Annotated in this window: 25 protein-coding genes; 10 read left to right on the top strand and 15 right to left on the bottom strand. The window is 44.1% G+C overall.

What is annotated here, in order from left to right; genetic code table 11:
• Position 1 precedes the first annotated feature (1 nt).
• The 6 genes from lpxK (at position 2) to C505_RS0101145 (ending at position 4,448) form a co-directional block, all read left to right on the top strand.
• On the top strand, positions 2–1,006 hold the full coding sequence (gene lpxK / locus C505_RS0101170; RefSeq protein ID WP_018690766.1) for a tetraacyldisaccharide 4'-kinase: 1,005 nt from the start codon (positions 2–4) through the stop codon (positions 1,004–1,006).
• A complete protein-coding gene (locus tag C505_RS0101165) occupies positions 996–1,193 on the top strand; it encodes a Trm112 family protein (RefSeq protein ID WP_018690765.1) in 198 nt (65 codons plus the stop codon). Before lpxK ends, C505_RS0101165 begins: the two co-directional genes overlap by 11 nt.
• On the top strand, positions 1,181–1,957 hold the full coding sequence (kdsB, locus tag C505_RS0101160; protein WP_018690764.1) for a 3-deoxy-manno-octulosonate cytidylyltransferase: 777 nt from the start codon (positions 1,181–1,183) through the stop codon (positions 1,955–1,957). Before C505_RS0101165 ends, kdsB begins: the two co-directional genes overlap by 13 nt.
• On the top strand, positions 1,954–2,664 hold the full coding sequence (locus C505_RS0101155) for a TIGR01621 family pseudouridine synthase (protein WP_018690763.1): 711 nt from the start codon (positions 1,954–1,956) through the stop codon (positions 2,662–2,664). The genes kdsB and C505_RS0101155 overlap by 4 nt, the downstream gene beginning before the upstream one ends.
• 29 nt (positions 2,665–2,693) lie before the next feature.
• On the top strand, positions 2,694–3,476 hold the full coding sequence (gene tcdA, locus C505_RS0101150; RefSeq protein WP_018690762.1) for a tRNA cyclic N6-threonylcarbamoyladenosine(37) synthase TcdA: 783 nt from the start codon (positions 2,694–2,696) through the stop codon (positions 3,474–3,476).
• A 120-nt stretch (positions 3,477–3,596) separates the two neighbouring features.
• The gene (locus tag C505_RS0101145; RefSeq protein ID WP_018690761.1) at positions 3,597–4,448 is read left to right on the top strand and encodes a hypothetical protein; all 852 of its coding nucleotides are present in this window, start codon (positions 3,597–3,599) and stop codon (positions 4,446–4,448) included.
• Between the two features lie 73 nt (positions 4,449–4,521).
• Here C505_RS0101145 and C505_RS0101140 read toward each other — a convergent pair whose 3' ends face one another.
• The 9 genes from C505_RS0101140 to C505_RS0101100 all read right to left on the bottom strand — a co-directional run bounded on the left by C505_RS0101140 (position 4,522) and on the right by C505_RS0101100 (position 13,939).
• Entirely contained in the window at positions 4,522–5,376 is an 855-nt protein-coding gene (locus tag C505_RS0101140; protein WP_018690760.1) for a hypothetical protein, read from the bottom strand.
• Positions 5,377–5,575: 199 nt separating this feature from the next.
• Positions 5,576–6,286, bottom strand: a complete 711-nt coding sequence (locus C505_RS0101135; protein ID WP_018690759.1) for a DUF3379 family protein — start codon at positions 6,284–6,286, stop codon at positions 5,576–5,578.
• Positions 6,279–6,836, bottom strand: a complete 558-nt coding sequence (locus tag C505_RS0101130) for a sigma-70 family RNA polymerase sigma factor (RefSeq protein ID WP_026317640.1) — start codon at positions 6,834–6,836, stop codon at positions 6,279–6,281. Before C505_RS0101130 ends, C505_RS0101135 begins: the two co-directional genes overlap by 8 nt.
• 93 nt (positions 6,837–6,929) lie before the next feature.
• Positions 6,930–8,606: a BatD family protein gene (locus C505_RS0101125; protein WP_018690757.1), complete on the bottom strand. Its 1,677-nt coding sequence runs from the start codon at positions 8,604–8,606 to the stop codon at positions 6,930–6,932.
• Complete coding sequence (locus C505_RS0101120; RefSeq protein ID WP_018690756.1) at positions 8,600–10,516, bottom strand: vWA domain-containing protein; 1,917 nt, start codon at positions 10,514–10,516, stop codon at positions 8,600–8,602. Before C505_RS0101120 ends, C505_RS0101125 begins: the two co-directional genes overlap by 7 nt.
• A 1-nt stretch (position 10,517) precedes the next feature.
• Positions 10,518–11,477, bottom strand: a complete 960-nt coding sequence (locus C505_RS0101115) for a vWA domain-containing protein (protein ID WP_018690755.1) — start codon at positions 11,475–11,477, stop codon at positions 10,518–10,520.
• Entirely contained in the window at positions 11,470–11,967 is a 498-nt protein-coding gene (locus C505_RS21060; protein ID WP_018690754.1) for a DUF4381 domain-containing protein, read from the bottom strand. Before C505_RS21060 ends, C505_RS0101115 begins: the two co-directional genes overlap by 8 nt.
• A complete protein-coding gene (locus C505_RS0101105; protein WP_018690753.1) occupies positions 11,964–12,929 on the bottom strand; it encodes a DUF58 domain-containing protein in 966 nt (321 codons plus the stop codon). The genes C505_RS21060 and C505_RS0101105 overlap by 4 nt, the downstream gene beginning before the upstream one ends.
• Before the next feature lie 50 nt (positions 12,930–12,979).
• Complete coding sequence (locus C505_RS0101100) at positions 12,980–13,939, bottom strand: AAA family ATPase (RefSeq protein WP_018690752.1); 960 nt, start codon at positions 13,937–13,939, stop codon at positions 12,980–12,982.
• A gap of 271 nt (positions 13,940–14,210) precedes the next feature.
• Here C505_RS0101100 and fadI point away from each other — a divergent pair, with 271 nt between their 5' ends.
• From fadI to C505_RS0101085, 3 genes are all read left to right on the top strand, one after another.
• Complete coding sequence (fadI, locus tag C505_RS0101095) at positions 14,211–15,521, top strand: acetyl-CoA C-acyltransferase FadI (protein ID WP_018690751.1); 1,311 nt, start codon at positions 14,211–14,213, stop codon at positions 15,519–15,521.
• 1 nt (position 15,522) lies between these two features.
• The gene (fadJ, locus tag C505_RS0101090; RefSeq protein ID WP_018690750.1) at positions 15,523–17,667 is read left to right on the top strand and encodes a fatty acid oxidation complex subunit alpha FadJ; all 2,145 of its coding nucleotides are present in this window, start codon (positions 15,523–15,525) and stop codon (positions 17,665–17,667) included.
• Between the two features lie 134 nt (positions 17,668–17,801).
• Positions 17,802–17,996: a hypothetical protein gene (locus C505_RS0101085; RefSeq protein WP_018690749.1), complete on the top strand. Its 195-nt coding sequence runs from the start codon at positions 17,802–17,804 to the stop codon at positions 17,994–17,996.
• Between the two features lie 418 nt (positions 17,997–18,414).
• Here C505_RS0101085 and C505_RS0101080 read toward each other — a convergent pair whose 3' ends face one another.
• From C505_RS0101080 to C505_RS24920, 6 genes are all read right to left on the bottom strand, one after another.
• Complete coding sequence (locus C505_RS0101080) at positions 18,415–21,558, bottom strand: efflux RND transporter permease subunit (RefSeq protein ID WP_018690748.1); 3,144 nt, start codon at positions 21,556–21,558, stop codon at positions 18,415–18,417.
• A complete protein-coding gene (locus C505_RS0101075; RefSeq protein ID WP_083938191.1) occupies positions 21,555–22,733 on the bottom strand; it encodes an efflux RND transporter periplasmic adaptor subunit in 1,179 nt (392 codons plus the stop codon). The genes C505_RS0101080 and C505_RS0101075 overlap by 4 nt, the downstream gene beginning before the upstream one ends.
• Positions 22,734–22,932: 199 nt before the next feature.
• A complete protein-coding gene (locus tag C505_RS21055) occupies positions 22,933–23,232 on the bottom strand; it encodes a helix-turn-helix domain-containing protein (protein ID WP_051090572.1) in 300 nt (99 codons plus the stop codon).
• Positions 23,233–23,453: 221 nt separating this feature from the next.
• Complete coding sequence (locus tag C505_RS0101065) at positions 23,454–24,062, bottom strand: hypothetical protein (RefSeq protein WP_018690745.1); 609 nt, start codon at positions 24,060–24,062, stop codon at positions 23,454–23,456.
• A 329-nt stretch (positions 24,063–24,391) separates the two neighbouring features.
• Positions 24,392–24,679, bottom strand: coding sequence for a helix-turn-helix domain-containing protein (locus tag C505_RS21050; RefSeq protein ID WP_018690743.1), 288 nt, complete (start codon positions 24,677–24,679; stop codon positions 24,392–24,394).
• Positions 24,680–24,944: 265 nt separating this feature from the next.
• Positions 24,945–25,136: a SpoIIAA family protein gene (locus tag C505_RS24920; protein ID WP_407636610.1), complete on the bottom strand. Its 192-nt coding sequence runs from the start codon at positions 25,134–25,136 to the stop codon at positions 24,945–24,947.
• A gap of 198 nt (positions 25,137–25,334) precedes the next feature.
• Between C505_RS24920 and C505_RS0101045 the strand changes: the two genes are divergently transcribed.
• Positions 25,335–25,535: a hypothetical protein gene (locus C505_RS0101045; protein WP_018690741.1), complete on the top strand. Its 201-nt coding sequence runs from the start codon at positions 25,335–25,337 to the stop codon at positions 25,533–25,535.
• Positions 25,536–25,547: the final 12 nt, after the last annotated feature.

Here is a 25,547-nt window from a genome sequence, read left to right as displayed (position 1 = left end):
CATGTCGTGGGTTGAACGCTGGTGGTTTGAGCAAGATAAGCGATACCTTATTCCTGCGTTGATATTGTTGTTGCCACTGGTTCCTTTGTTTTGGTTGGTGACATCCATTCGGCGCTTTGGTTATCAACGCGGCTGGTTTTTTGTTGCCCAGCCGCCAGTCCCCTTGATTGTGGTCGGGAATTTGAGTGTCGGCGGAAACGGCAAAACGCCGATGAGTATTGCACTGATTGAGCATTTAAAGTCGCAAGGCTATCGTCCAGGTCTGGTCAGCCGTGGCTATGGTGGTCAATCCGAGAACTACCCACTTTTAGTCACTGCTGAAGTCAATGCAAAAATCTGTGGTGATGAGCCAAAACTCATCTCACTTCGCACAGACATTCCGGTTGTTGTTGGGCCAGATCGTGTGGCTTGCTGTGAGCGATTGGTACAGCAGGGGGTTGATGTCATAATCAGCGATGATGGACTGCAGCACTATCGAATGGGACGTTCGATAGAAATTGTGGTCGTTGATGCGAAAAGACAGTTTGGCAATGGATTCTTAATGCCATTTGGACCACTGCGTGAAGGAAAGCGGCGACTCGCGTCTGTTGATTTCGTTGTTGCAAATGGTGAGCACCCCGACTATGAACACGTGATGACGTTGGAACCACAACCGATCCAATCAGTTGGCAAGCAATCAAACAAGCCATTACCTACTGCTTTTCATGCGGTTTGTGCCATTGGGCATCCAGAACGTTTTTTTCATACACTCCATCAAGAGGGTGTTCAACTCATTGACACACATGCCTTTTCTGATCACCATCAGTTTTCGGCTGAAGATTTCCAGCCTTTTTATGACGAACAAGTATTGATGACAGAAAAAGACGCCGTAAAATGTGCGGCTATGGAGATAGCCGATCATCTTTGGTATTTACCTGTGGATGCGAAGCTTTCCGAAGATTTTTATGCCAAGATCGATGCATCTTTGCAGCATTTCAACATAAGGCAAAACAGCCATGACAATTGATAAGAAACTTTTAGAAATCATTGCCTGCCCCATTTGTAAGGGCAAAGTATTATTGGATAAAGAAAATCAGGAACTCATCTGTAAGTTGGATCGTGTTGCCTTTCCAGTTCGCAACCATATCCCTGTCATGCTGGAAAATGAAGCTAGAGATATGACGCTAGAGGAAGTTGAAAAGTGGCATTCGTAGTCGTTATTCCTGCTCGGTATGCTTCGTCCAGACTACCGGGAAAACCATTGGCAGATATCTGCGGAAAGCCGATGATCCAGCATGTGTACGAGCAGGCTGTGCAATCAAAAGCATCGCAGGTTGTCATCGCGACGGATGATGCAAGGATAGAAAAAGCATGCGAAAGCTTTGGCGCTGAAGTCTGTATGACATCACCTGACCATCAATCTGGCACAGAGCGTCTGGCTGAAGTAATAGAAAAGCTTGCCCTTTCGGATGAGATGATTGTTGTCAATGTTCAAGGCGATGAGCCGCTCATCCCACCCCGTGTCATCTCTCAAGTTGCGGAGAATCTCGCAAGCTGTGAAGCAAAGATGGCGACACTGTCTGTTTCCCTTGATGAGGCGGATATATTTAATCCAAATGCAGTGAAAGTGGTTCGAGATAAAGCTGGGATGGCATTGTATTTTTCGCGAGCTGCAATCCCATTCGATCGGGCACACTTTCGCTTTAATGAAGTGTCTTGGCAACAAGCGACGGGTGTAGATATGTCACTATATCAGCGTCATATCGGTATTTATGCTTATCGCGCCGGGTTTATTCGTGATTATATCGAAATGACGCCGTCGCCTTTGGAAAAAATCGAATCATTGGAACAACTTCGAGTCTTGTGGCATGGAGAAAAAATTCATGTTGCAGAAGCTATCCAAACGCCACCGGCAGGTGTAGACACACCGGAAGATCTTGAAATGGTTAAGCAGATCCTGCAAGGTCAGCATTTGTGATCTTGTTCCAAACTGATGACTTTTATGTTTGTGAAAAACCAGCAGGGGTCAGCTTTAATGATGAGGCTGACGCGCAAGGTTGGTTTAATCAACTCAAAGCGCACACGCAGGAAGTACTTTATCCTGTTCATCGTTTAGATAAGGTGACTTCTGGTCTGATTATCGTTGCACGTCATGTAAATGCGGCGGCTGAATTTACAACGCTATTTACGAATAAATGTGTAGAAAAAATCTATCTTGCCATGAGTGATCAAAAGCCCAAAAAGAAACAAGGCTGGGTGAAAGGCGATATGGAAAAATCACGTCGTGGCAGCTGGAAGTTACTCCGTAGTCAAAATGCACCAGCGGTGACGCAATTTCATAGTGAGGGTTTGGTTGAAGGAAAGCGCCTCTTTTGGGTTTCCCCAAAGACAGGCAAAACCCACCAGATCCGCGTTGCTTTAAAAAGTATCGGTGCGCCAATTTTCGGTGATCCTGTATATGGCAGTGCAAATCAGATTGAAGCTGGTCAGCCAGATCGATGTTATTTGCATGCATTTGCGCTTCAGTTTGAGTTTGCAGGTGAGTGCTATCGCTTTGCACTGTTACCGAATGATGGAAGCTTGTTTCAGCTTGCATCGTTGCAGGAACGTTTACACAATTGGATAAAGGCAGAAAGCTATGTCTTATTATCCAATCAATCAGCATCATTCAGAGAAAGCAGTTGAAGCTACTGCAAGAACAAGTGGTATAAAGTATGTCAGAACAAGCCTATGAGCATCGATTTGGTGGAATAGCTCGACTCTATGGACACAAAGCCTTAGCCATTTTCCGTGAAGTGCACATCTGTGTGATTGGTATTGGTGGTGTTGGCTCCTGGGTTGCGGAAGCCCTTGCCCGCTCAGGAATTGGTGAGATCACACTGATTGATTTGGATGATATTTGCGTAACCAATACGAATCGACAAATTCACGCATTAAAACAGACCATTGGCGAAGCGAAAGTGGATGTGATGGCGGACAGACTTCGTGAAATTAACCCAGATATTCAAGTCAATGTCATTGAAGACTTTATCACGACAGAGAATTTGCAAGCGCATATTACAGAGACTTTTGATTATGTCGTCGATGCGATTGATGGGGTAAAGTCGAAAGCAGCCTTAATTGCGCATTGCAAACGCAGAAAAATCCCCGTGATCACAACGGGTGGAGCAGGGGGACAAACGGATCCAACTCAAATCTGTATTGGGGATGTAGCGAAGACAGTTCAGGATCCGCTCATGTCAAAAGTCCGTTCGATGCTCCGCAGAGAATACGGTTTTTCGAAGAACCCAAAGCGAAAGTTTGGAGTCGATTGCGTTTACAGTACAGAGCAACTGGTTTATCCGAATGCAGACGGCACAGTTTGCCATGCAAAATCCAGCGCGGATGGCAGCATGAGACTTGATTGTAATGCTGGATTTGGGGCAACAACCGTTGTGACTGCTTCCTTTGGTTTTGTAGCTGTTTCTCGTGTATTAAAAAAATTATCTAAAACTTAATTATTGTTTTTTGTTTATATAAGCTGTTTTTATAATAAAAATAGAGCAAAAACATGATGTTGCTCTATTTTTTGATATGGTACTTTGTGGTGGTATTCTATTTATCATCAGGAGATATCAATGCGCAAGGCCGCTCTATGTACCACATCTTTTCTATTTCTTAGTTTTTCAGCGCTCAGTCAACAGACCTACTTGTCAGGAATTACCTATGATATCCCGTTGGATTGCGGTGCAAGTGATGCTTCGCTTGTTCCGAGCGCTATGGATTACCGCAAAAAGTTTCTCACACCAAGATCGAATGGAAAAACATGGTTAGATGGTTATTCCACAACGGGTTTTAAGCGCATTGGCTGGGCAGACACGCTTTTTCAAGAAAACTCAGCAATAAGTGATGGCCCCCTTAGAATTACAATGGGTTTTCAAGTGTATTTACTCCCAGTGACTGGCAATTTAAATTTTAATACGGATGTTCGCAAAGAGAAGATCCATATGACCCGAAGCACAAATAATCGAGGGAGTCGCTCACCCGATTACTATTCAATCCAACACGGATGTATTGATGGGAAGATCAGCTCGATGACCGAATCAGGTTCGAACGTGAAGGTGCGTGATTCCTCATTGTCTCTCAGGAAGGCATTTCAATTAGAAGAAATTCATGGGCAACAAGGGTTTTATGTTGATGTTTCTTTTCGAGCACTCAAACGCCAACGTTCGTATGATCGCCACAATCAACCAGCAAAGGAGCGTGGTTATGCAGATGTTTCGGTTTCTTGTACTTTAGAAAGTGGGGAAGATAAATACAAAAGCCAAAGAATCGACTTTGTTTCAAGTGGAGGTTTTCACGTGAGTATTCCCATGGGGGCGTTTCGATTTGAAAAATGTAAAGAGAACAAAGTACACGTCAGCGCATCAATCATCGGAAATAATATCCAAATTGAAGGCATGCAAGTGCTGCATTATCAGGAGTTCTAAGTTTCCTTTTAGCTGATGATTCGCATGGGAGAGTGGTTGAACACCTCTCCCATATGATGACAGTAAAAGCTGTTTATTTCACAGAAGCTTCGGTGAACTGTATTTGATAGAGATTGGGTGCTGTTTGCTTCAATGTACCTTTGAGCGACGTAGAAAATTGATACTGACGATTCTGATTTGGGACTTTCACAGAACTGACATTCAAGCTGCAAGACTCAAACGTATCAGAGAGTTTGACGGTGAGGCTCAGGCAATCAAATCGAGTTGGATCCACATCATTTGCCTGACAGATATCAGCGCCATGATTGGTGTCGCTTGGTGAGATTTGATATTCGAAAGTAAACATATTGTCAGGACAAGTCAACGTTGCATTCGGTGCTTCTCTAGCATCATCTGCTTCGTAGCTTGTTTTCCCATCACTGGAAAGGGTCGGAATACGAAATGCCGCAGTTTTGATTTTTGCAGGCCCAATATCTGTATTCCCGCCCTGTGCATCCCAGTCTTGAATGGTAAGAAAATCGACATCCTCAAAAGTTAAATAGAGGGTCGGATCGAAGAAGAATTGTGTACCTTGGTCATCGGTCGCGTTTGTTGCTTTTCCTAGTGTATCTGCAAGTTTGATGCATTTATCTACAGTTGAGTTAATTTGGCTGCCACCTGTACCAATATTGTTTGTATCCAAGCTAAAGCTGAATCGTGGACTTTCCCAATGATCTTTATCAGTCGCTTTTTTGGTGGAAGCAACTTGGATGGTGCGATTGATATTATTCTTGAACTCAAGTGATGTTCCGCAGCTTGTCCCACCAACAACTGGGGGGGTTTTATCGTCGCTTTGACCACCACCACTCGACCCACCACAACCAGTCATCATCGAGATGCATAGGATTGAGAGTGCAGAAGGGAAAATTATTTTTTGATTAAGTTCCATGATGTTGTATCCGTTATTGTGTTTGAGTCTACTGCCCCGAATTTAGGGGCGAAAATTCGTATTAAATAAGAATCAACGTCGGAACGCAAGCATAAAATAATTACAAATTAATAACATAAAAAAGAACAGCCTGATTTGATGGCTGTTCTTTTTTGCTTTGTATAAGTAGAACTGACTGCGGATCAGTATCTTTCCATCTTTAAGTTTGCCAGCGAATATCTTCTTGGATCCGTGATTTCCACTTCGGGATTGGCTCGCCTTTTTCACCAATGATAATCACATTGGCTTTTTCACTTTGCAGTGTATCGCCTTGGAATCGCTGATCCGAAAATATGCCATCAGCCGGGAGTGAATCTTCTTTCGGGATCACAAATAAACTGACTTTACCATACTCACCCTGAACAATCAGGTGGAGTGAAAGAATACTGTCAAATCGGCAGAAATTCGCATAGGTAAACTTCGCAGGCTCTTTGATAAATTGACCGCCAAATGAAGCCAGTTTTGCATTCACTTGACCCAAAGCATAGTTTTCATCGTCACCGGTTGTGTTGACGGCGTCTAACTCATGATACACATGTGCGAGCGCCTGCTGTGACAAGCTGTCATACACAGGAGAAAACTGCCATTGATTGATCCCAAGCCCAACAGCAAAGGCAATAGACGCAGCCATTGCTAGGTGAAGCCTGCTTTTGCGTTGCTGAACTTTGTGGCTTTCGAGTGTTTGGCGCAAAATCAGTCGTTGTTCCAGGTTCTCTGGCACATCAATATTCAGCGCATCATGAATTTTCGCATTCAGCGCTTGTGCTTCCTGCAAGCTTTTCTGTTTTGCTGGATCGTTTTTCGCTACATCTTTGACATCTGGTGCGTCAGGATCAGCAAACAGCTGACGTCGGAATTCTAAATCATCCATTGCCAAACCCCCGTTTTTCTGTGGTTTCTTCTAAAGCGTCTTTGAGTTGATTGCGAGCGCGAAAAAGTCGTGTCATGACCGTGTTTTTGTTCAGATCCAGAATCTCAGCAATTTCGTCCCCACTAAATCCGCCAACAACCTGTAGTAGGAGCGGTTCGCGGTATTCTTCGGGTAACGCTGCCATTTGCCGTCTGATCTGTGCTCTTTCCATATATTCCTCATTGCTGACACCACTGTCGGAAACAGAAACATCATCAATATCGACCAAATCGAACTGTTTGCGCTCAAATCGACGTGCATTTTCACGTCGTGCAATGGTGATGAGCCAAGCTTTCGCAGCTTGCTCTTCTTGTAAAGCGTCTAGCGACTTCCACGCACGCAGGAATGTTTCCTGCACAAGATCTTCTGCCACCGTCTGGTCTCCACAGAGCCAGTAGGTGTATCGATAAACATCTGCGTGATAGGCGCTCACCAGCGCCTCGTATCTTTTTTGTTTCGTAGCCATGTCCATAAGGACCGAGGGAGTGGTTTTTTTCTTTCTGAAAACCATAAATTTTTGCCACTTGTATTGGTTTTAATGAGGCTAAAAACAAATCAAGCAATCACTTTTCCCTCATTGAATCGGCTTCCTTTACATGGGTTTTCAGGGGTTTAATGGTGCAAGAACACCCTGAATCTCATGTTCAGCCTTTGCTTGTGTTTTTAAGGCCAAAATTTGTTTCTGTATTGTTTTTTTATCAATCTCAACACGCTTGTTGGAGAAAATTGCTTCATTGACTGTTTTCAGTAGCACATCCAACTCTGGGTGCTGTCGCCAGCCAGGAATATTTGTCAGCGTAGAAATTTGCTGTTCAGGCCAACGCTGCCACGCCCATGCGAGTAAGGCTTTACTTAAGTTTTTCCAGTCTTCTTGTTGAATCGTTTTTTCAACTTTTTTCCAATGTGCATCTGATTGACTAGAGTAAGTCACCTTTTCTAGTGAAAAAGTTGCATTTTTTCTTAAATAAATTATGTGAACAGCCCAACCAAGGCCAGTGATCAGCCATAAACCTGCGAATGTATAGGTTAGCCAGGAAAATAATGTCGTTTCTGTTTTAATTATCGTGACTGGCTCAACAGGTGTTTGCGGTTGCGTTTGGGCAGGCGCTGGAGTCTGAACAATGGGTTGTGCCGGACTTGCGTTTGCAACGGCTTCAACAGAAATGGTTCGCTCAGGAAGTGTTGCGTATTCAACTTTGTTACGCTTGGTATTAAACCAAGGGATTTTGACTTCGGGGATTGTGATCTCACCACCTTGACCTGGAATGATGGCTGTGGAGAGGACGAGTTGAGAGACAACTCTTCCTTGGTGCATCATTGATTTTCGCTCAGGCTTGTCAGGATATGTCTGGAGCGAATTTGGATAGTTGATAGTGATATCTGGTAAAGCTTCTCCGCGGACACCAAGGGCGGTTAAGGTCAGCGTCCGAGTGATGGGTTCGCCTTGTTTAAAACCTTTTGCGGGCTGCCATTCTTCTTTTAAGTCAACAATCTCACTGGGTAGCCAAGCGCCCTGATAATGCTTCGGGATCGGTTTGACTTCAATTTGATGTGTTTTTGAAGCGAGAACAACAGGTTGACGTTGACCGAATGAACGGAAGAATCCTTGTGCATTCTCTAACTTTTCTGCTTGGAAAATCACAGGGGATAATTCGAATTGACCACTGCGTTGCGGTGTCACACGATACTGCCTTTCAATAATGCGGTATTGACGGCCGCCGATGATCTGCTGAGTTTCTTTATCTTCCCCCGCAGCTTCAATAATCGCACCTTCCAACGTTGGTGGCGTTAACTTTGCGTTCTCAAATGGCGCACCGAGCTTTAATGTCACGGTAAGCATTGTCGTTTGCTGCGGGTATAGCGACTCATCTTGGATCGCTGCATTTAAGATAAAACTATCGTCTTTTGCGCCCTGAGTCTGGGGTGTTTTACTCACCTGTAATGTGATCGGTTTGGAAGTGACACCATGCAGGTTAAAAGATGGGATCGTGACAGTCCCTGCTTTTTTAGGCGTCAAACGGATGGTCCAGCGTGTTTGAAAACTGGCATCTCCGTTGATGATCCGCTGTTGGCTTGAAACGCTGGTTCCCCCAACCATAAAGTCTTTTAATAAAGGGGACGAATCAAAGCTGTTATTCGATATTTTTCCCTCAAAAGTGAGGTATAAATCAAATGGTACACCGATTGCCAATTGATTATTGCTCACAGTTGCTGTGAGTTTTTCCGCGAAGGTGCTGAAGGAAACGAGGAGCACCAAAATACTAAAAATGAGTCTTACCATGTTTCTTCAACCTCATGTTGACGGTTTTGTCTGCGTTTTTTTTCTAAAAGCATTTTATTTCGTAAAAGAATGGAAGGGTCATCCTCCACTTGGCGGAGCAGTTGCTTAATTTGTTGCTGTTTTTCCTGTTCTTCTGGCGTGAGTGGTTGATCGGTTTCTTGATAAGCCGCTGCTGTCCGTTCGTCTTCATTTTTCTGCTCAGATTGCTCATCGGCCTTGGTTAAACGAGATTGTTGCTCCTCTTCTGAAGGGTCTTTATTTTCATCTTGCATGGCTTGAGATTGCTTTGCGATATCTTCAGCAAGCTGAGAGTCTTCATCAGATGTTTTTTGTTGTGATTCCGACTGTTCTTCTTTTGCACCGTCTTGATCGTCGCTCTGTTGTTCAGATTGAGACTGCTGCTGATCCTGTTGTTCACCATTTTGCTGATCAGGCTGGGATTGATCCTGGTTTTGTTGATTGTTTTCTCCCTGCTGATTGTCTTGCTCGGCGTTACTTTGACTGTCCTGATTATTCTGGTCTTGATTTTGTTGCTGTTGTTTCTGTTGTTCCTTCATTGCAGCAACAAGCTTTCGGTTTTTCTTCGCAGCTTCAAGATCCGGGTTTTTCTTGAGTGCTTCATCGTAGGCTTTGAGTGCTTCGTCAAGTTTTCCTAATTGGGCGAGCGCATTCCCTTGGTTGTAATGACCTTGCGCACTATTATCTTTTTGAAACAGTTCAAGTGCTTCTTCATACTGTTTGTTTTTGTATAATGCGCTGGCTTTCCACTTTTCATCTTGAAATGCATTTGCGGCTTTTGAATAGTCTTCTTGCTCGTAGGCTTGTGCAGCTTGTTGATTTTTGGTTTTCCATAAATTATCCCATGTTGAAGCAGGCGCTTGTTGTGGCATCAATAAACAAACCATGAGACAGGCCAAAACACCGCGACGAAAGCCATAAAGCACGACTGGCAAAATCAAAATGACCAAATAAACGCCCATGTCATGCCATTGCTCTCCTGTCATATTCGTCGACTGTTCTTCTTTGTTTGAAGACACTTTTGGTAATCCGCGCAGGAGTGACTCGATATCTCGTTGATCATGGGTCACCGTTTGGTAGCTTCCATCTTGATCATAGGCAAGCTGCTGAAGCAATGATGCAGACATTTTCGGGAGTACAATCGACCCATATCGGTCTTTGAGAAACCCTTTCCCATTGGGGAGTTGAATCGGTGCGCCTTTGGCTGTACCCACACCAAGAATCGACAAAGTAAATTGAGTACCTGCAAACTGCTGGTTGACCGCTTGAATTTCATCGGCATCAATGCCGTCTGTGATCAGAATGATATTTCCTTTGCTATGTTTGGCTTGCTTGAGGATCTCGATTGATTTTTCAATCCCGGCAGCTAGATTGGAGCCTTTGTCTGGCATGATATCCGGTGACAGGCTGGGGAGTAGGGCAACAATATTTTTTGAATCATTCGTCAGTGGGGAGATGACAAATGCATCACCAGCATAAGCCACGAGTCCTGTTTCACCTTCAGTGAGTTGCTTGGCAATATCAATGGCTTTGTATTTTGCTTTGATTAACCGGGATGGTTTGATGTCTGTTGCATACATGGAATTGGACATATCCATCAACAGAACTTGCGCCTGCTTTTGTGCAAAAACAGGCGATTCCTGCTTCTCCCAAGTGGGTCCAGCGAGAGAAATACAGGCAGTGACCCATGCAATCGCTATACTATACCACCAGAAAGCACGTGTTTGCGTCGAGCCTGGTGTCGAATGAATTAAAAATTGTTCCAAATGTGCAGGAAGAAATGATTGCCAACCGCGTACCTGATGGCGATATTGAATCAAGAAATAAGCCAATACTAGCAAAGGGATCATGGCAAGCAACCATGCAGGCCGTAAGAAATGAAAATCCTGCATCTTAACGGCTCCTCATGAGTGAAAAAAGCCCACAGCAGGCACTGAATAACAATGCGACCGCAAGAGGGCGGTAAAATAAGTCAGTCGTTGGACGAAGTGTGAAACTCTCATCTGCGACAGGCTCTATTTTATTGATGTGGTTATAGATCTCCTGAAGAAATTTTGTGCTTCCTGCATGGAAAAACTGCCCGCCAGTTTCTTCGGCCAGTTTTTTGAGCATGGTTTTATCAATGCTGGAACGGCCATAAAGTAATCCGCCAAAGCCACGGCGATCCTGACCGACACCAATGGTATAAATGGTCATCCCTTCTGCTTTTGCAAGCTGTAGTGCTTTAAGTGGGGCTAAGTTACCTGATGTGTTTTCCCCATCGGTAAGCAGGATCAGAACTTTTTCTTTCACTTCTTCGGATTTCATGCGTTTTGCGGCCAAAGCAACCGCATCGCCAATCGCAGTTTTTCGGCCGACTAAGCCAATCACGGATTCATCCAGTAGTGTCTTCACGGTTTGTTGGTCATAGGTCATGGGGGCTTGAAGATAAGCTGTATCTGCAAAGAGGATCAATCCAAGGCGATCACCTGAACGTTTGCCAATGAAGTCTCCAACGACACTTTTCACAGCTGTGAGACGGTCCACTCGCTGACGGTTAAGGACCATATCTTGCTCCAGCATACTTTCAGACAGGTCAACAGCAAGCATAATATCTCGACCTTCTTGTGGAATGGTGATTGGTTCACCCACCCATTGCGGCCTAGCGAGGCTGCAAACAAGCAATATCCAAATCACCCAAAGCATCATTTGTGGCCACTTCGATGCACTTTGCTCAGCAACAGAATCGGTGAGCAAGTTGGCTGTTGGCAAGGGGAGTGCGGCACCTACTTCTTGCAGCTTTGGTGGCACGAGATACATGAGCAGAGGAATTGGTAATAACACAAAGCTCCATGGCCAGCTCCATTCAAGCATGAGAACCTCCTATGACTTTGAGCTGCTTGCAATACGTCATTGCAGCTTGCTTCATCGTATCCACCTGTTCAGGCGTCAATGTCGATTTTGGGTTGTAAAGTTGCGAGAACCAACTTTCCTGAAACTGCGGCTGTTTCATACTTTGGTTTAGAAAGGCAACCCAGGTTGAGCCATGTAATCCAGCAACCTTTTGCCTAGGGAAGTAGGACAGAGCGAGTTGCTTGAGCAATTGTGCAATTTGAACAGAGGCTTGTGGATCATTGGTTTGGATCAAAGACAGCTCTTTTTGAAAAGCACGCTTTGCTTGATTTTTTCGTCGTGAATGAAACACAAACATCGTGAGGGCTGTCATAACGGTTACAACAAGACATAAGAGTAACCACCAACCAACAGCGATCGGCAACTGACTGATTTGCTCAGGCTCGATAATATCTTCGAGTGGCAAAGCATCGGGTGTGGATGAAATCAAAATAGGTATCAGCGCGTTCATGGGTTTAATTGTTTATCTAACGGTTCTGCGGCCGAAATCGGAATACAACGGACCTGATATTTCTTTAAGCGATGGAGTACTTGTTGCCAGTGCAAGGCAGCACGAGATGCATATTCTTGATGTTGTTTTTTACTGTGTAAATCAATGCGAACGGTCTGTTGCCCATCCGTTGCGTTGAGTTGGGTTGCCGAATTTGAAGCAGGGAGTTGGTGTTCCATCGGATCCGTGATGATATAAGCGGTGAGCTGACAATGCCTGCTGATCCAACTGATGTGCTTTATCGCATTTTCGGATAAATCACGAAAATCAGAAAGTAGGAAGATATCACTACCCGGTTTAGCAATTCGGCGCATTCTGTGAAGCGCATCCTCAAGCCTGACTTGCGAGACAGTGACCTCACCATTTGGAATGGCATTGGCGTGCATTATTTCCAGGTGATGGATCAAACTGAGTACACCCCGTTGCCGGGATTGTGGCTTTAACTCATGGTGCGTATGTTGATTAAAAAGCAGTGCACCAATTTTATCCCCGCGATCTTTAGCTTTCCATGCAATAAGGGCAGCTAGGTGTGCCATTTGCACTGACTTGAGTGCCAGCTGTGAGCCAAAATACATCGATGGAGATAGATCGCAAAGCAGGACCAATGGGCGTTCTTTTTCTTCTCGGAATAGCTTCGTATGGGTTTTTCCGGTTCTTGCAGTGACGCGCCAGTCAATCGCTCGAACATCATCACCGGGTTGGTAATGACGAACTTCATCAAATTCCATCCCACGCCCTTTGGTGAACCCAATATAGTTTCCAAAGAGTGTGGACTTGGAGCGGATCGACGGCGACAAATCTAAGAGAAAGGTCTTCGAGCGATAATATAGAAGCTCTTTCTGCGTCAGTTGGACACCGTTCGCTCCAGTCGCATCTTGCCAATTCGTGATTTTACGTCTGTCTTGATGATTACCCCAGACCATCGAAATTCTCCATGATTGTCAATAACAGCTATATTCGACTTCAGCCGTACTTACACGACAGCGACGCATTCTAAAATCCGAGTGAGGACTTGGTTTGCATCAACACCATCTGCCTCTGCTTCATAACTCAAAATGAGACGATGACGCAGGACATTGAAGAATACGGCTTGCACATCTTCTGGAGTGACAAAGTCACGCTCATGCAGCCATGCATGGGCGCGGGCGCAGCGATCAAGCGCGATTGTGGCTCGCGGACTGGCACCAAACTCAATCCAGTTTTTGAGTTGATCGTCATACTTTTCAGGCTGTCGAGTGGCAACCACTAAGTCGACGATGTATTGTTCAACTGCTTCATCCATATGAATTGTTAAGACTTCCTCACGTGCAGTGAATATGTCGTCTTGGGTGAGTCGTTTTTCAATCTCGACTTGTTTTTGCAGGGCTTCTCCTCTGGTCAGCCTTAAAATATGTTTTTCGACATCCGCAGCTGGATAGCCGATGCTCAAATGCATCAAGAAACGATCCAATTGTGCTTCCGGAAGTGGGTAAGTCCCTTCCTGCTCAATCGGGTTTTGCGTTGCCATCACTAAAAATAGTTTTTGAAGTGGATAAGTTTTCTTGCCGACAGTAATTTGTTGCTCAGCCATCGCTTCCAATAACGCTGACTGGACTTTGGCTGGTGCACGGTTAATTTCGTCCGCCAAGATAAGATTATGAAAAATCGGACCGGGTTGAAATTCAAACTGCCCATTCTCAGGGCGGTAGATATCTGTGCCGGTTAAGTCAGCCGGGAGAAGGTCAGGTGTAAACTGAATACGATGGAAGCTGGCTTCAATCCCTTTGGACAATGCATTAATGGCACGCGTTTTCGCAAGTCCCGGTGGTCCTTCGACAAGAAGGTGGCCGTTCGCCAGTAGCGCGACCATAATATTTTTGGTGAGATCAGGTTGACCGATGACTTGGGTATTTAAATATTCGTTTAATTGATGAAATTGTTTTACGACCGTCATAGTTTCTTCTTATCTATAATTGGTTTCTGACCTTCATGTATTGCAGTTGTTCTTTGAACCAAACCTGAGATTATGGTCAAAAGAACCGCATCTTTTTACGTTGGATCGCCATGAAAAACTGGCTATATGACATCGACGCATATATATGGTTCAAATTGGGATAAAACAAGTGTTTAAATTTTAAAAATTTATCGCTACAATCACGGGAATCTACAGGTCTGACCACCAGGGTGTATCCTGCCCTGTGTCGGCGATAAAGATGAGGTTAATCATGACTGCACGTCAAAAACTCACAACAGGCAAAGGCGAACGTATCGCAGTTGTCCAAGGATTACGAACGCCGTTCGCGAAGCAAGCAACGGCTTTTCATGGTGTTTCTGCCCTCGATCTCGGAAAAATGGTTGTCAATGAAATGATGGTCCGATCCGAAATTGACCCTAAACTAGTCGATCAGGTTGTCTTTGGTCAAGTGGTTCAAATGCCAGAGGCGCCAAATATTGCGCGCGAGATTGTTCTGGGAACTGGAATGAACATCAGCACAGATGCATACAGTGTATCCAGAGCCTGTGCGACGAGCTTCCAGTCGACAGTCAACGTAGCCGAGTCGATTATGGCAGGCGCAGCAGACATCGGGATTGCAGGTGGCGCGGATTCTTCTTCTGTTCTCCCGGTTGGTGTTTCAAAAACATTGGCACGCGCATTGGTTGATTTAACCAAAGCAAGAACAATGGGTCAGCGTCTGAATATCTTCAAACGTTTAAGGCCACGTGACTTAATGCCAGTTGCACCAGGTGTTGCTGAATACTCAACAGGTCTTTCTATGGGTGATACGGCTGAGCAAATGGCGAAGACCCACCAGATCACCCGTGAAGCACAGGATGAGCTTGCACATCGTTCTCATACGCTTGCATCGAAAGCTTGGGCGGATAAGAAGATGGATGCAGAGGTCATGACTGCGCATCCAGAGCCACATAAAACATTTATCAGCATGGATAACAACATTCGTGATAACTCGACATTAGAAGGCTATGCGAAGCTTCGCCCTGTATTTGATAGAGCGCACGGAAGTGTAACTGCTGCAAATGCGACACCACTGACTGATGGTGCTGCGGCTGTGATGTTGATGCGTGAGGGGCGTGCAAAAGAGCTAGGCTATGAGCCAATTGGCTATATCAAAAGCTATGCATTTGCGGCGATTGATGTCTGGGAAGACATGTTGATGGGTCCTTCGTTTGCAACACCACTTGCACTTGCGCGAGCTGGAATGGAGCTTAAAGATCTCGATCTCATCGAAATGCATGAAGCATTTGCAGCACAGGCATTGGCGAATGTGAAGATGTTTGGCAGCACACAATTTGCGAAAGAGCACTTAGGTCGTTCCAAAGCAATTGGTGAAATCGACATGGATAAATTCAATGTCAATGGTGGCTCGATTGCTTATGGTCACCCATTTGCAGCGACGGGCGCACGTTTGATCACGCAAACCCTCAATGAATTACGCCGCCGTGGCGGTGGTGTAGGTCTAACAACGGCTTGTGCTGCGGGTGGATTAGGCGCAGCGATGATTGTGGAGACAGACTAAGATGACGGCTAAAAAGAAGAGCGCTTTTTCTCTTGAGATCCGTGATGATAATATCGGCGTGATCACGATGGATGTTCCAGGCGAAAAAATGAATACGCTCAAAAGCGAGTTTGCCGATCAATTTGTTGAAATCATGGACAAGATCAAGCATGAGCCAAATTTGAAGGGTCTTGTATTGATCTCTGGTAAAGATGACTCTTTTGTTGCAGGTGCTGACATTAGTATGTTGGACTCCTGTAAGTCACAAAATGATGCAGAAGAGATCTCACGGACTGCTCAACGTGTTTTCAAGGATTTAGAAACCCTCAAGGTGCCGATTATCGCAGCCATAAACGGCCCGTGTTTGGGTGGCGGTTTGGAACTAGCGCTTGCTTGTCACGCACGTATTTGTACAACCAACCCGAAAACAGCGATTGGCCTTCCTGAAGTTCAACTTGGCCTATTGCCTGGTGGTGGTGGTACACAGCGTTTGCCTCGTTTAGTTGGTGTTCAAAAAGCATTGGATATGATGCTGACAGGTAAGCAAATTCGTCCAAAACAAGCAAAAAAAATGGGCTTGGTGGATGATATTGTACCAAAGACAATCTTATTGGATGCTGCAATTAAGTTGGCGAAGAAAGGCAAACCAAGCCGTAAGCCACCTAAACTTGATTTGATGGGCAAAGTACTTGAGACCAACCCATATGGTCGCAAGGTCCTATTCGATCAGGCAACCAAGCAAACACTGAAGAAAACCCGCGGAAATTACCCAGCACCAGAGAAGATCTTAGACGCAGTCAAGGCCGGTGTGGAACTGGGGATTGAGCAAGGGTATGACAAAGAAGCGAAAGGCTTCTCAGAATTAGTCATGACCAAAGAGTCAGAAGCACTGCGTTCGATTTTCTTCGCAACGACGGAGATGAAAAAAGAAAATGGTGTCGATGGCGTTGACCCTCTCAAGGTCAACAAAGCGGCAGTACTTGGTGGTGGTTTGATGGGCGGTGGTATTTCTTATGTCACAACCAATAAAGCGAGTGTGCCTGTACGCTTAAAAGATATCAGCCATGATGGCATTAAACATGCGATGCAGTACAGCTTTGATCTGCTCAATAAGAAGGTCAAACGCAGACATATCTTGAAAGCAGAAATGCAAAAGCAGATGAATATGCTGACGGGAACGGTGGACTATTCAGGGTTCCATGATGCAGATATCGTGATGGAAGCGGTATTCGAAGATTTGAATCTGAAGCGCCGTATGGTGGCAGATGTCGAAGAAAACTGTCGTGAAAATACCATTTTTGCGTCGAATACATCTTCTTTGCCAATCGGCCAAATAGCAGGTGAGGCGAAGCGTCCAGAGAATGTGATTGGTCTGCATTATTTCTCACCAGTCGATAAAATGCCTTTGGTTGAAGTCATCGCCCATGACAAAACGTCTGATAGTACAATTTCTACAACCGTTGATTTTGCGCGTAAACAAGGCAAAACCCCGATTGTTGTTAAAGATAAGGCGGGCTTCTATGTCAACCGTATCCTTGCTCCATATATGAATGAAGCTGCTTTTGTACTGCTTGATGGTGAGCCGATTGAACATTTAGATAGTGCTTTAGTTGACTTTGGTTTCCCAGTTGGCCCAATGACATTATTGGATGAAGTTGGGATTGATATTGGTGCGAAGATAGGCCCTATATTAGTTGGTGAACTTGGTGATCGTTTTCAGGCTCCGGCAGCATTCGATAAACTTATCGCTGATGGTCGTAAAGGCAAGAAAAATGGTAAAGGCCTATACCTTTACAATGGCAAAGCGAAGAAGAGTAAGAAAGAAGTCGATGAGAGTGTCTATGCACTGCTTGGGATCACACCAAACCAGAAGCAATCGAAAGACGAAATCGCTGAGCGTTGTGTGGTGCAAATGCTCAATGAAGCAGCACGCTGTTTGGATGAAGGGATCATCCGGAATGCTCGTGATGGCGATATTGGAGCAATTTTCGGGATTGGTTTCCCACCATTCTTAGGTGGTCCATTCCGTTATATGGATCAGCTTGGAGCAAAGCAGTTGGTGAGCAAGTTGGAAGGTTACCAAAGACGTTACGGTGATCGCTTTGAGCCAGCGGATTGTTTAAAGAATATGGCCGAAAAAGACGGTAAATTTTATCAGGACGCATAAAAACAACTCTCGAAATGACAAAGGATTAGTCGATTCATACAAAAAACAGCCACTAAAGATGTGGCTGTTTTTTGTTCGTTCTAGTATAATTCGCGCCCAGTTGTGACTCGGAAGTATGTTGATAGGGTGCGCCGTTGATTTTTGTATTACTCTCTCTGATTTTCTCTTTATTGCTCTACTTTGAAGCAATCAAAGCGGGGATGCCTGCAAAGCGCTGGTTTGTACTTGGTGCGTTGACAGGACCACTTGCCTGGCCTTTATTTAATGTCCACCGCCGCCGTGCAATCTTGCGAGCGACGCGAGATGATGATTACGAGTGCCGCCTTTAAACATTCAAACACACCATATTTCTCACCACAATCAATTCTGGCTTGTGATTTTGAATGAGAGATAAAGCAAAAACGATACTGCAAAAAAGCTTCGTTGATTGATCAGTGAAAAGGTGAATGGAAGGAATGAAAGGAGAGCTCTAAATCTTTATTTTAGGTCGCTCTCCTCGGGTCTACAGTCATTTATTTCGTCTGGTAGTACGGTACCCAGGACTCTTCTTCTTGAGGTGTGAGTTCTTTTTGCATGTCCGTCCCCTTACTGATTGAAATCGGTCTCGCTGAAAGTGTAACACACTATGTAAGTTTTTATGTGAACTTTCAATGTTAATTTCATCATATCTATAATTGTTTGATTCTGAATATGTTCTTTGGAAGAAAATATGGCCTGAGCACAGATGTGCTCGGCCATATTGGTTGTCTATGGGGTAATAGACGTAGGGTTGCTTTTCGTGAGTAGTTCATTGGAATGAGAAGAGCTGAATCGCTGGCTTAAATCATCCAAAGCGAGATACAAACAGGGCAGCAGGATAAGAGTAATCGCTGTGGCGAATAAAATACCGTACCCCAAAGAGATGGCCATGGGGATAAGGAATTTTGCTTGAATTGATGTTTCAAATATCATGGGTGCCAAGCCACCAAAGGTTGACAGGGTCGTAAGTAATATTGGCCGGAATCGGCGCATAGCACCGCCCAAAATCGCTTCAAGAGCGGTGTTGCCTTTATCTCTCAGCTCATTTGCGTAGACGATCATCACCAGGCTATCATTCACAACAATGCCGGATAGGGCGATGATCCCCAAGATACTAATCAGGCTCAGGCTATAGCCCATCAGCAAATGCCCAAGCAGCGCCCCGAATATTCCAAAGGGGATCGCCAACATGACAGAAAGCGGTTGCAGGTAACTTTTAAATGGGATTGCGAGAGTTGCGTACAAAATGAGTAGTGTGACGGCGAAGCTCATCAAGAGGGATTGAATACTGTCCTTTGTATCTGCTTGCCTGCCGCCATAAGACCAAGAAATATTAGGAAACTTATTGGAAAACTCAGGTAAAACCTCAGCTTCGATTGTTGCCATGAGTTGATTAACTTTCTCTTGGTCTTTTACATTGGCAGAGACTGTGACGACACGTTTGCCATCAACGCGCGAAATACTATCGACAGATGTACCGTAGTCGATCTTCACCAGTTGGATCAACGGCACATAGTCACCTGAAGGTGCTTTTAGCATCAGGTGGTTGAATGTGGCCAGTTGGTTTTTTTCACTTTCAGGGAGACTAAGCATCACGTCAACTTCCTGATCACCGCGTTGTTGGCTCAATACCTTTTGACCAAAGAAAGCGCTACGGACTTGCGTTCGAATTTCTTGTGGATCAAAACCAAGAATTTGTGCTGCGGGTGTCAGAGTGACATTCAGTTGAGGGCGACCTTTCGATGCTTCATTTTTAATGTCACTGATATCTGCATAGCCGTTTAATTGATTGACCAGATAGGCACTTGCAGTTTCCAGTATCTCAGTATCTGAATGGGTGAGTTTCAGGGTCAGTCCAGCACCACCACCCGGCCCACCAAGATCCGACTGGTAACGAACAGACTCAGCACCAATCACATCTCCGGTAGCACTGCGCCAGCGTTGGATGAACTCTCCCGTGCTGATTGGTCGAACATCCGCAGCCGTTTCATAGACAATCACTTGGACAGATGTGTCGGTGATGCGTGTTTCAATTCCTCGGATCAGATCATCTGTTGTGAATGGGTCGGCTTCGATACTCTCTATCCCTTTACTAAGACCGTTTTTCAGCTGAGTGAGTACTTTTTCTGCCTGGATCTCAGGCGCACCATAGGGCAGGGTTGCAGTGACTACCGCTTTATCAGATTCAATGCGTGGCATTAGACTAAAGCCCATACGTCCACTGCTGGCATAGGACAGCATGATGAACATTAATGACAGCCCGAAGCAAAGCGATAGGTATCGATAGGCGAGAGCTTGCTTCAAAACAGGTTGAAAGATGGTGTGAATAAATACATTCAACTTTATATCAAACCAGTGGCGGGGCATATTCAGCCATTTCCAGATGCCCTTTTCTGAGGGTTTACTATGGGCTAAATGTGCAGGCATAATCAAGAGGGCTTCTATCCAGGAAATCAAGAAAACTGCCGTGACCACCATAGGGATTGTACTGAATATTTTGCCTAAAAACCCTGGAAGAAAATACAGCGGCATAAAGGCAAAGATATTGGTCAAAATACTAAATGTCAGTGGGACAGCCACTGCTTTTACGCCTTCGACAGCGGATGCCATCAATGACATGCCCTTTTGACGGCACTCAAAAATGTTTTCACCTGCAATGACAGCATCATCAACGACGATCCCGAGCGCAATGATAAAGGCGAACATCGAGATCATATTCAGGGATAAATCGAGGGCTGGTAGGAAAATAAATGCACCAAGGAATGCTGTCGGGATCCCCATTGTGACCCAAAAAGCGAGTTTGAACTCTAAAAATAACGCGAGTAATACTAAAACGAGGAGTAGCCCGATAAACGCATTCTTCAGCAATAGCTCCAAGCGATCACGATAAGTTTGTGACATATCACTGACAATTGTCACTTCAACTTGGTTGGGGAGATCAAGTTGTCCAATCACTTCTCGAGTTGCATTTGCAACATCCGTTGGTGTTTCATCACCAATACGGTATATCTCGATGGCTATACTGGGTTTGCCATTAAAGGTATATGCGCGATTTGTGCTTTCAAAGCTGTCTTTGATGGTTGCCAGCTCATTCAGTAATACAATTGTGCCATCTTGACGCTTGATCACAGGAATATGTCCGTACTCAGATGCCCAATATTTGTTTTCCTTGATTTGCAGGGCGACATCACCTTTTGCGCTTTCAATCACACCAAGTGTGGTTTCTTCACGCTGTGTTTGAATTGCTTTGGCTATTTCCTGAAAAGTGAGTTTGTATTTTTGTAATGTTGCGGCTGAGATTTCAATTTGCGTTTCGTAATCGCGTGCACCAGATATTTCTACTTGAGTGATTTGAGCATGGTTCAGTAGTGAAGTCTTGATACTTTCAGCTTGTTGGCGCAACTGCCAGTCGTTTAACGGGCCATAGAGTTGCAGCGTCATGACTTCCTTTTGCTTGGTTGCCAAGCTGACGTTTACCTTTTCTACACCATCAGGGAGGGTGGAAATTGTCGAAACCTTTTGTTGAATATCTTGGTAGAGCTGTAGGGCTGATGCATCTTTGGTTAACTCAATGGATACCTGTCCTGAATTCTCACTTGCTGTTGATTCAATTTCAGCGATCCCATCTAAGCCCTGAATTTGGTTTTCGATGGCCAGTAATGTGCCTTTTTCAATTTCTTCGGGAGTCGCGCCTGGATATGAGATCTTGATATTGACAATGTCTAGGGTGAAATCCGGGAAGACCTCTTTCTTGACATGCCAAGCAAAAACCAACCCCCCAATGAGAAAAAATAACATCATTAGATTTGCTGTGACGGGGTTTTTGGCCATCCAAGCCAGTGGTCCAGTTGTGATTATTTTGGATTGATTCATCGGCTAGTCTCGCGTTGCTGCGCCACTTGAATCTCATCTTGTTTGGCGATGCTGAGCTTCATACCAACCACGGGACTGGACAAATAGGTGGTGATCACTTGATCACCAGGTTGAAGGCCACTTTCGATGAGGGAACTTTCTGGGCTTGCATGGGAGAGCGTCACTTCTCGAATATCGAGGTTATTCTCTTTATCCAGTATCCAGACCTGATTTCCGTTGCGAAGGTATTCACTATCAATAGCCAGAGCATGTTGAACATTGGGGAGCGTTAAGGTCGCATGAAGCATATCATTGACCCGAATAGGCAAGCTTGCTGCCAGCGGTTGATCAATCGTGATCAATGCTTCAGCCGTCATGGTATCTTTGGACAAAACAGGGGAAAGGTTTGCCACTTTTCCAATAATTTGTTCGCCCGCTTGAGAGGAGAGTTTGACCGAAATATCTTGAAGATTTGTTTGGTTAAACCACTTTTGTGTATGATTTGGGAGTTGTAGCTTGAGCCAAAATTGTTCTGTTCCGACAAGGGTGAGGACATGGGATTGGCTTGTTGCATAGGCACCTTGGGACAGTGCTTTGTCAGAAATGACCCCATCATAAGGTGCCTTAACGACTGTATTTGCGAGATCCAATTTCGCGGCATCCAAAGACGCTTGTGCTTTTTCAACACAGGCTTTTGCAGAAGAAACTTGTGGTTTTCTGAGAAAAAGTGTTTCTGCTGCTGGAGAAAGCTTTTGTTGATAGGTCTTGTATTGTCGAGCCGCTGCTTCTTGTTGTCCTAGTTCTTCTTGAAGCTTGGCTTGTGCATCCGATAATTCAGCCGCCTGCTGTGCGACAATAAATTCGAATGCACGATTATCCAAAGTAAAGAGAGTCTGTCCTTTTGTAACCTGTTGCCCTGGTTTGACTTGGATCGTATGGATCACTGCATTCACTTGTGCATGAATTTTGGTTTCATTTGCAGCTTCAACACGTGCCTGTCCTGTAAATGCAGGCGCGTAGTCCGCTCGTTGAATGGTTTGTACTTCGACGAGCTGTCTTTTTTCAGTCGCTGGCTTTGCTGGTGTCTTCACTGGCGTTGTCATGAGTGAGAGTCCGATACCCACCATACAGGCTGATAGAAGCAGGATGATAAGTCTGGTTTTGTTCAAGAAGGGAAAGCTTTTCCGAAACGACATAGAAGATCACCTCGAGTCATACAGGGCGTATAAAGGATGTCACTGACTTGATCATATGGATCAGTACAGCTGTATTGAATTTTAAATGGAACTCAGGTAAGGGTCTGATATAGAGTGCAAAGAAGTGTCAGTTTGATGGAAGGAATAAAAAATACCTGAGCATATATCGCTCAGGCATTTCAATTGGGGTGTATGAATATTATGCACACTCAGCGTTTAGAAATTCTGAGTCATTGCTTTGCTGCATGACTGCACTTAATCCTTCATATGGGTCAATGTTTAATGCATTGCAATAGCGGACAAACTCGACGACGTCTAAACGGCGCTCTCTTTTCTCAACCTTACCAACAAAAGAATGAGAAGTGTTGATGAGTTCGGCTAATGAGCGCATTGTATGCCCCTTTTCTTTTCTTTTTGTTCTTAACCAGTCAGCAAGAAGTGCGCTTTCTTCTACTTCAACAGAACGAATATTGAGTGCGGTCGGTTTGCCTTGTTTCATCGGAGACTCCATAATTTACGATTTTTCAAATTTGATTTGTTTTTTTCCATCACGACACAGCAGGGGGAAGTGCCAAGACTTTGAATGTTATTGATTAATAAGGATGTTAAGCCGATATCGGGACATAAACCACGAAGGAAAATGCGTATTTTTGATTTTGGGCTTCAAAACTGGTGATAAATCAAATAAAAAAGGAGCTGAAAGCAGCTCCTTAAGGTGAATTAGCCTGAGTTGGCTTGTGATTTTCGCCGCTTCAAGATCTCTAATGAGTCAGCGTCGAACAAAATCGACCAAACATTTAGATAAATGAGGATCGAGATAAAAATCTTTATTTCTTCAAAATAACTATCAAAAAAGATTGCAGGTTGTTTTAGCATATCCCCGTAATACAGCGGCAGTGAACATAGAAACAGCAGATTAATCACAATACTCAATATATATAGTTTACCAATGGTCAATACTTGAAAAAATAATGCACCTTTAGGAAGTTGGTAACCAACGAAATTCGCAACTTTATCGTAATTTGTCATGACCCACCACATAATGCAGTCGAATATGCTACCAACGACCAAATATGTGGTGAGGCTGGCCTGGATCTGTGTTATCCCCCAAGTTATGCTTTGGTTCAGAACCATTCCAATAGAAAAAATGACAGTAATAAATCGCGTTGAGCGTTTTCTCCAATGTGTAATCAACAAATAAATATAAGCCAGCGCACAACATGTTGTTGTAACATAGGAGTGATCATAACTTATTGCGATCCATGATAGTAATGAAGCGACCAGTAATAGTGACACAGCATGTAAAGAGAATTTAGCAACACGTTCCATCATAACCTCAATTTTTATATTTGGTCGCTGAATAGCGACTGACCATGTTCTATTGCATAGAAAGGGTTTATATATTTAGAGACCGTACACCATTGGTGAGTGAGAGTTAAGATTGGCATGATGGCATTTACACTAGATTAAGGATGATCGTTAAAATTCACTAGGGGTTGTTAACTGGGGTAAATTGTTGATGAAGTGTGTCTAAACGAACAGACTCTAACTTTGGACGATTATCTGCAAGATTACCGGTACCACTTCCATTAATTTGAGAACACTCAAATGAAGTTAATTGCGCCATCTTTTGTTGTGTGTCTACTAATAAAGAGTGTTTATTCATCTGCTTCTTGAACATGGTTTTCATTTTCTTCTTCTATATCTATCGTCGGCATCAAAATCACTTCAAAGAACGTGCGCCAGTCTTTGGTCACGCTCAGCCACCGTCTTGCCAAACTAAAACTAGGGTCAGTATGGCCTGCCTCTATGTTTTGAATATGACGGACGGAGCAGTCGAGTTTTTCTGCCAGTTTCTCTTGGGTCAATTTCGACTTCTTACGCGCTTGACGTAGGAAGCGTCCATGACTTTTTATTTCAATTTCTAAATCAGCGCGTTCTTTCATCCGTAAGAAGTATTCAGGTTAAACATCAAATTACCGAGGCTACTGCATTGACATGGACAACGGGGGTCTAAGAGAATGGTTTGCCGGAAGTGAAAATTAGTCTATTTACCTATTATAAGCACGTTCATCGGTTGAAAGTCTATGTCTTTGTGTTCAACCATAAAAAAATCACACGAACCGTATAAAAATCGAACTGGTGTGTTTGTTTTATATTCACAATTAACCGCTAATCAAGTTGCGACAGATAATGACGTTTTTTATGGAGTCACGTCAAGACTTCTGTTGCATCTTCGAAGTATTTTATTTCTTCTGCAATAAACCAGGTGGCGACTTTCGCAACAACTTCCTGCCAACGCTCTTGTCCAAGCATCGCAATTTCCTTAAATCCGTTCCTCTTATTAAAACTATCCCTCGTGACTTTAGGGGAATAACGGACTTTTTGTGAGTTAGATATCAACCTTATTTGATCGACATGCTGAGATCATTAATGAGTAAATAAATTAACATTTATTTTTCAATAATAGAGTTTTAACTCATTAAATGTACCTTGATGGATATTAAATTGTTTAAAAGTTGTACAAATAAATGTCTAAAATATTTCTGATGGATGCATTTTTATCCCAGTTAAGCTATTGATTCTCCAAATGATAAAAAATTGTTAAAGTTATTAAGTGGAGGGCCGATACAATTTACAGCAAGAGAAAACGCACTTTTCTTGTTCCACTGGCGAGACATTGAAGACTCGATTTTGCCAGAGACGAAAGATCCTGATGAAGGATGGTATTCGAAAGCGATAGATGTAGATGTGTTTGCTGAAGTCTGGATGTGTTCCAACAACAAAGCACAGAAAGAGTAAACGAAGTGGAGG

It is taken from the genome of Algicola sagamiensis DSM 14643, from assembly GCF_000374485.1.
Taxonomy (GTDB): domain Bacteria; phylum Pseudomonadota; class Gammaproteobacteria; order Enterobacterales; family Alteromonadaceae; genus Algicola; species Algicola sagamiensis.
Note: the sequence above shows the minus strand (reverse complement) of the source record. Positions and strands in the feature narration are given on the sequence as shown.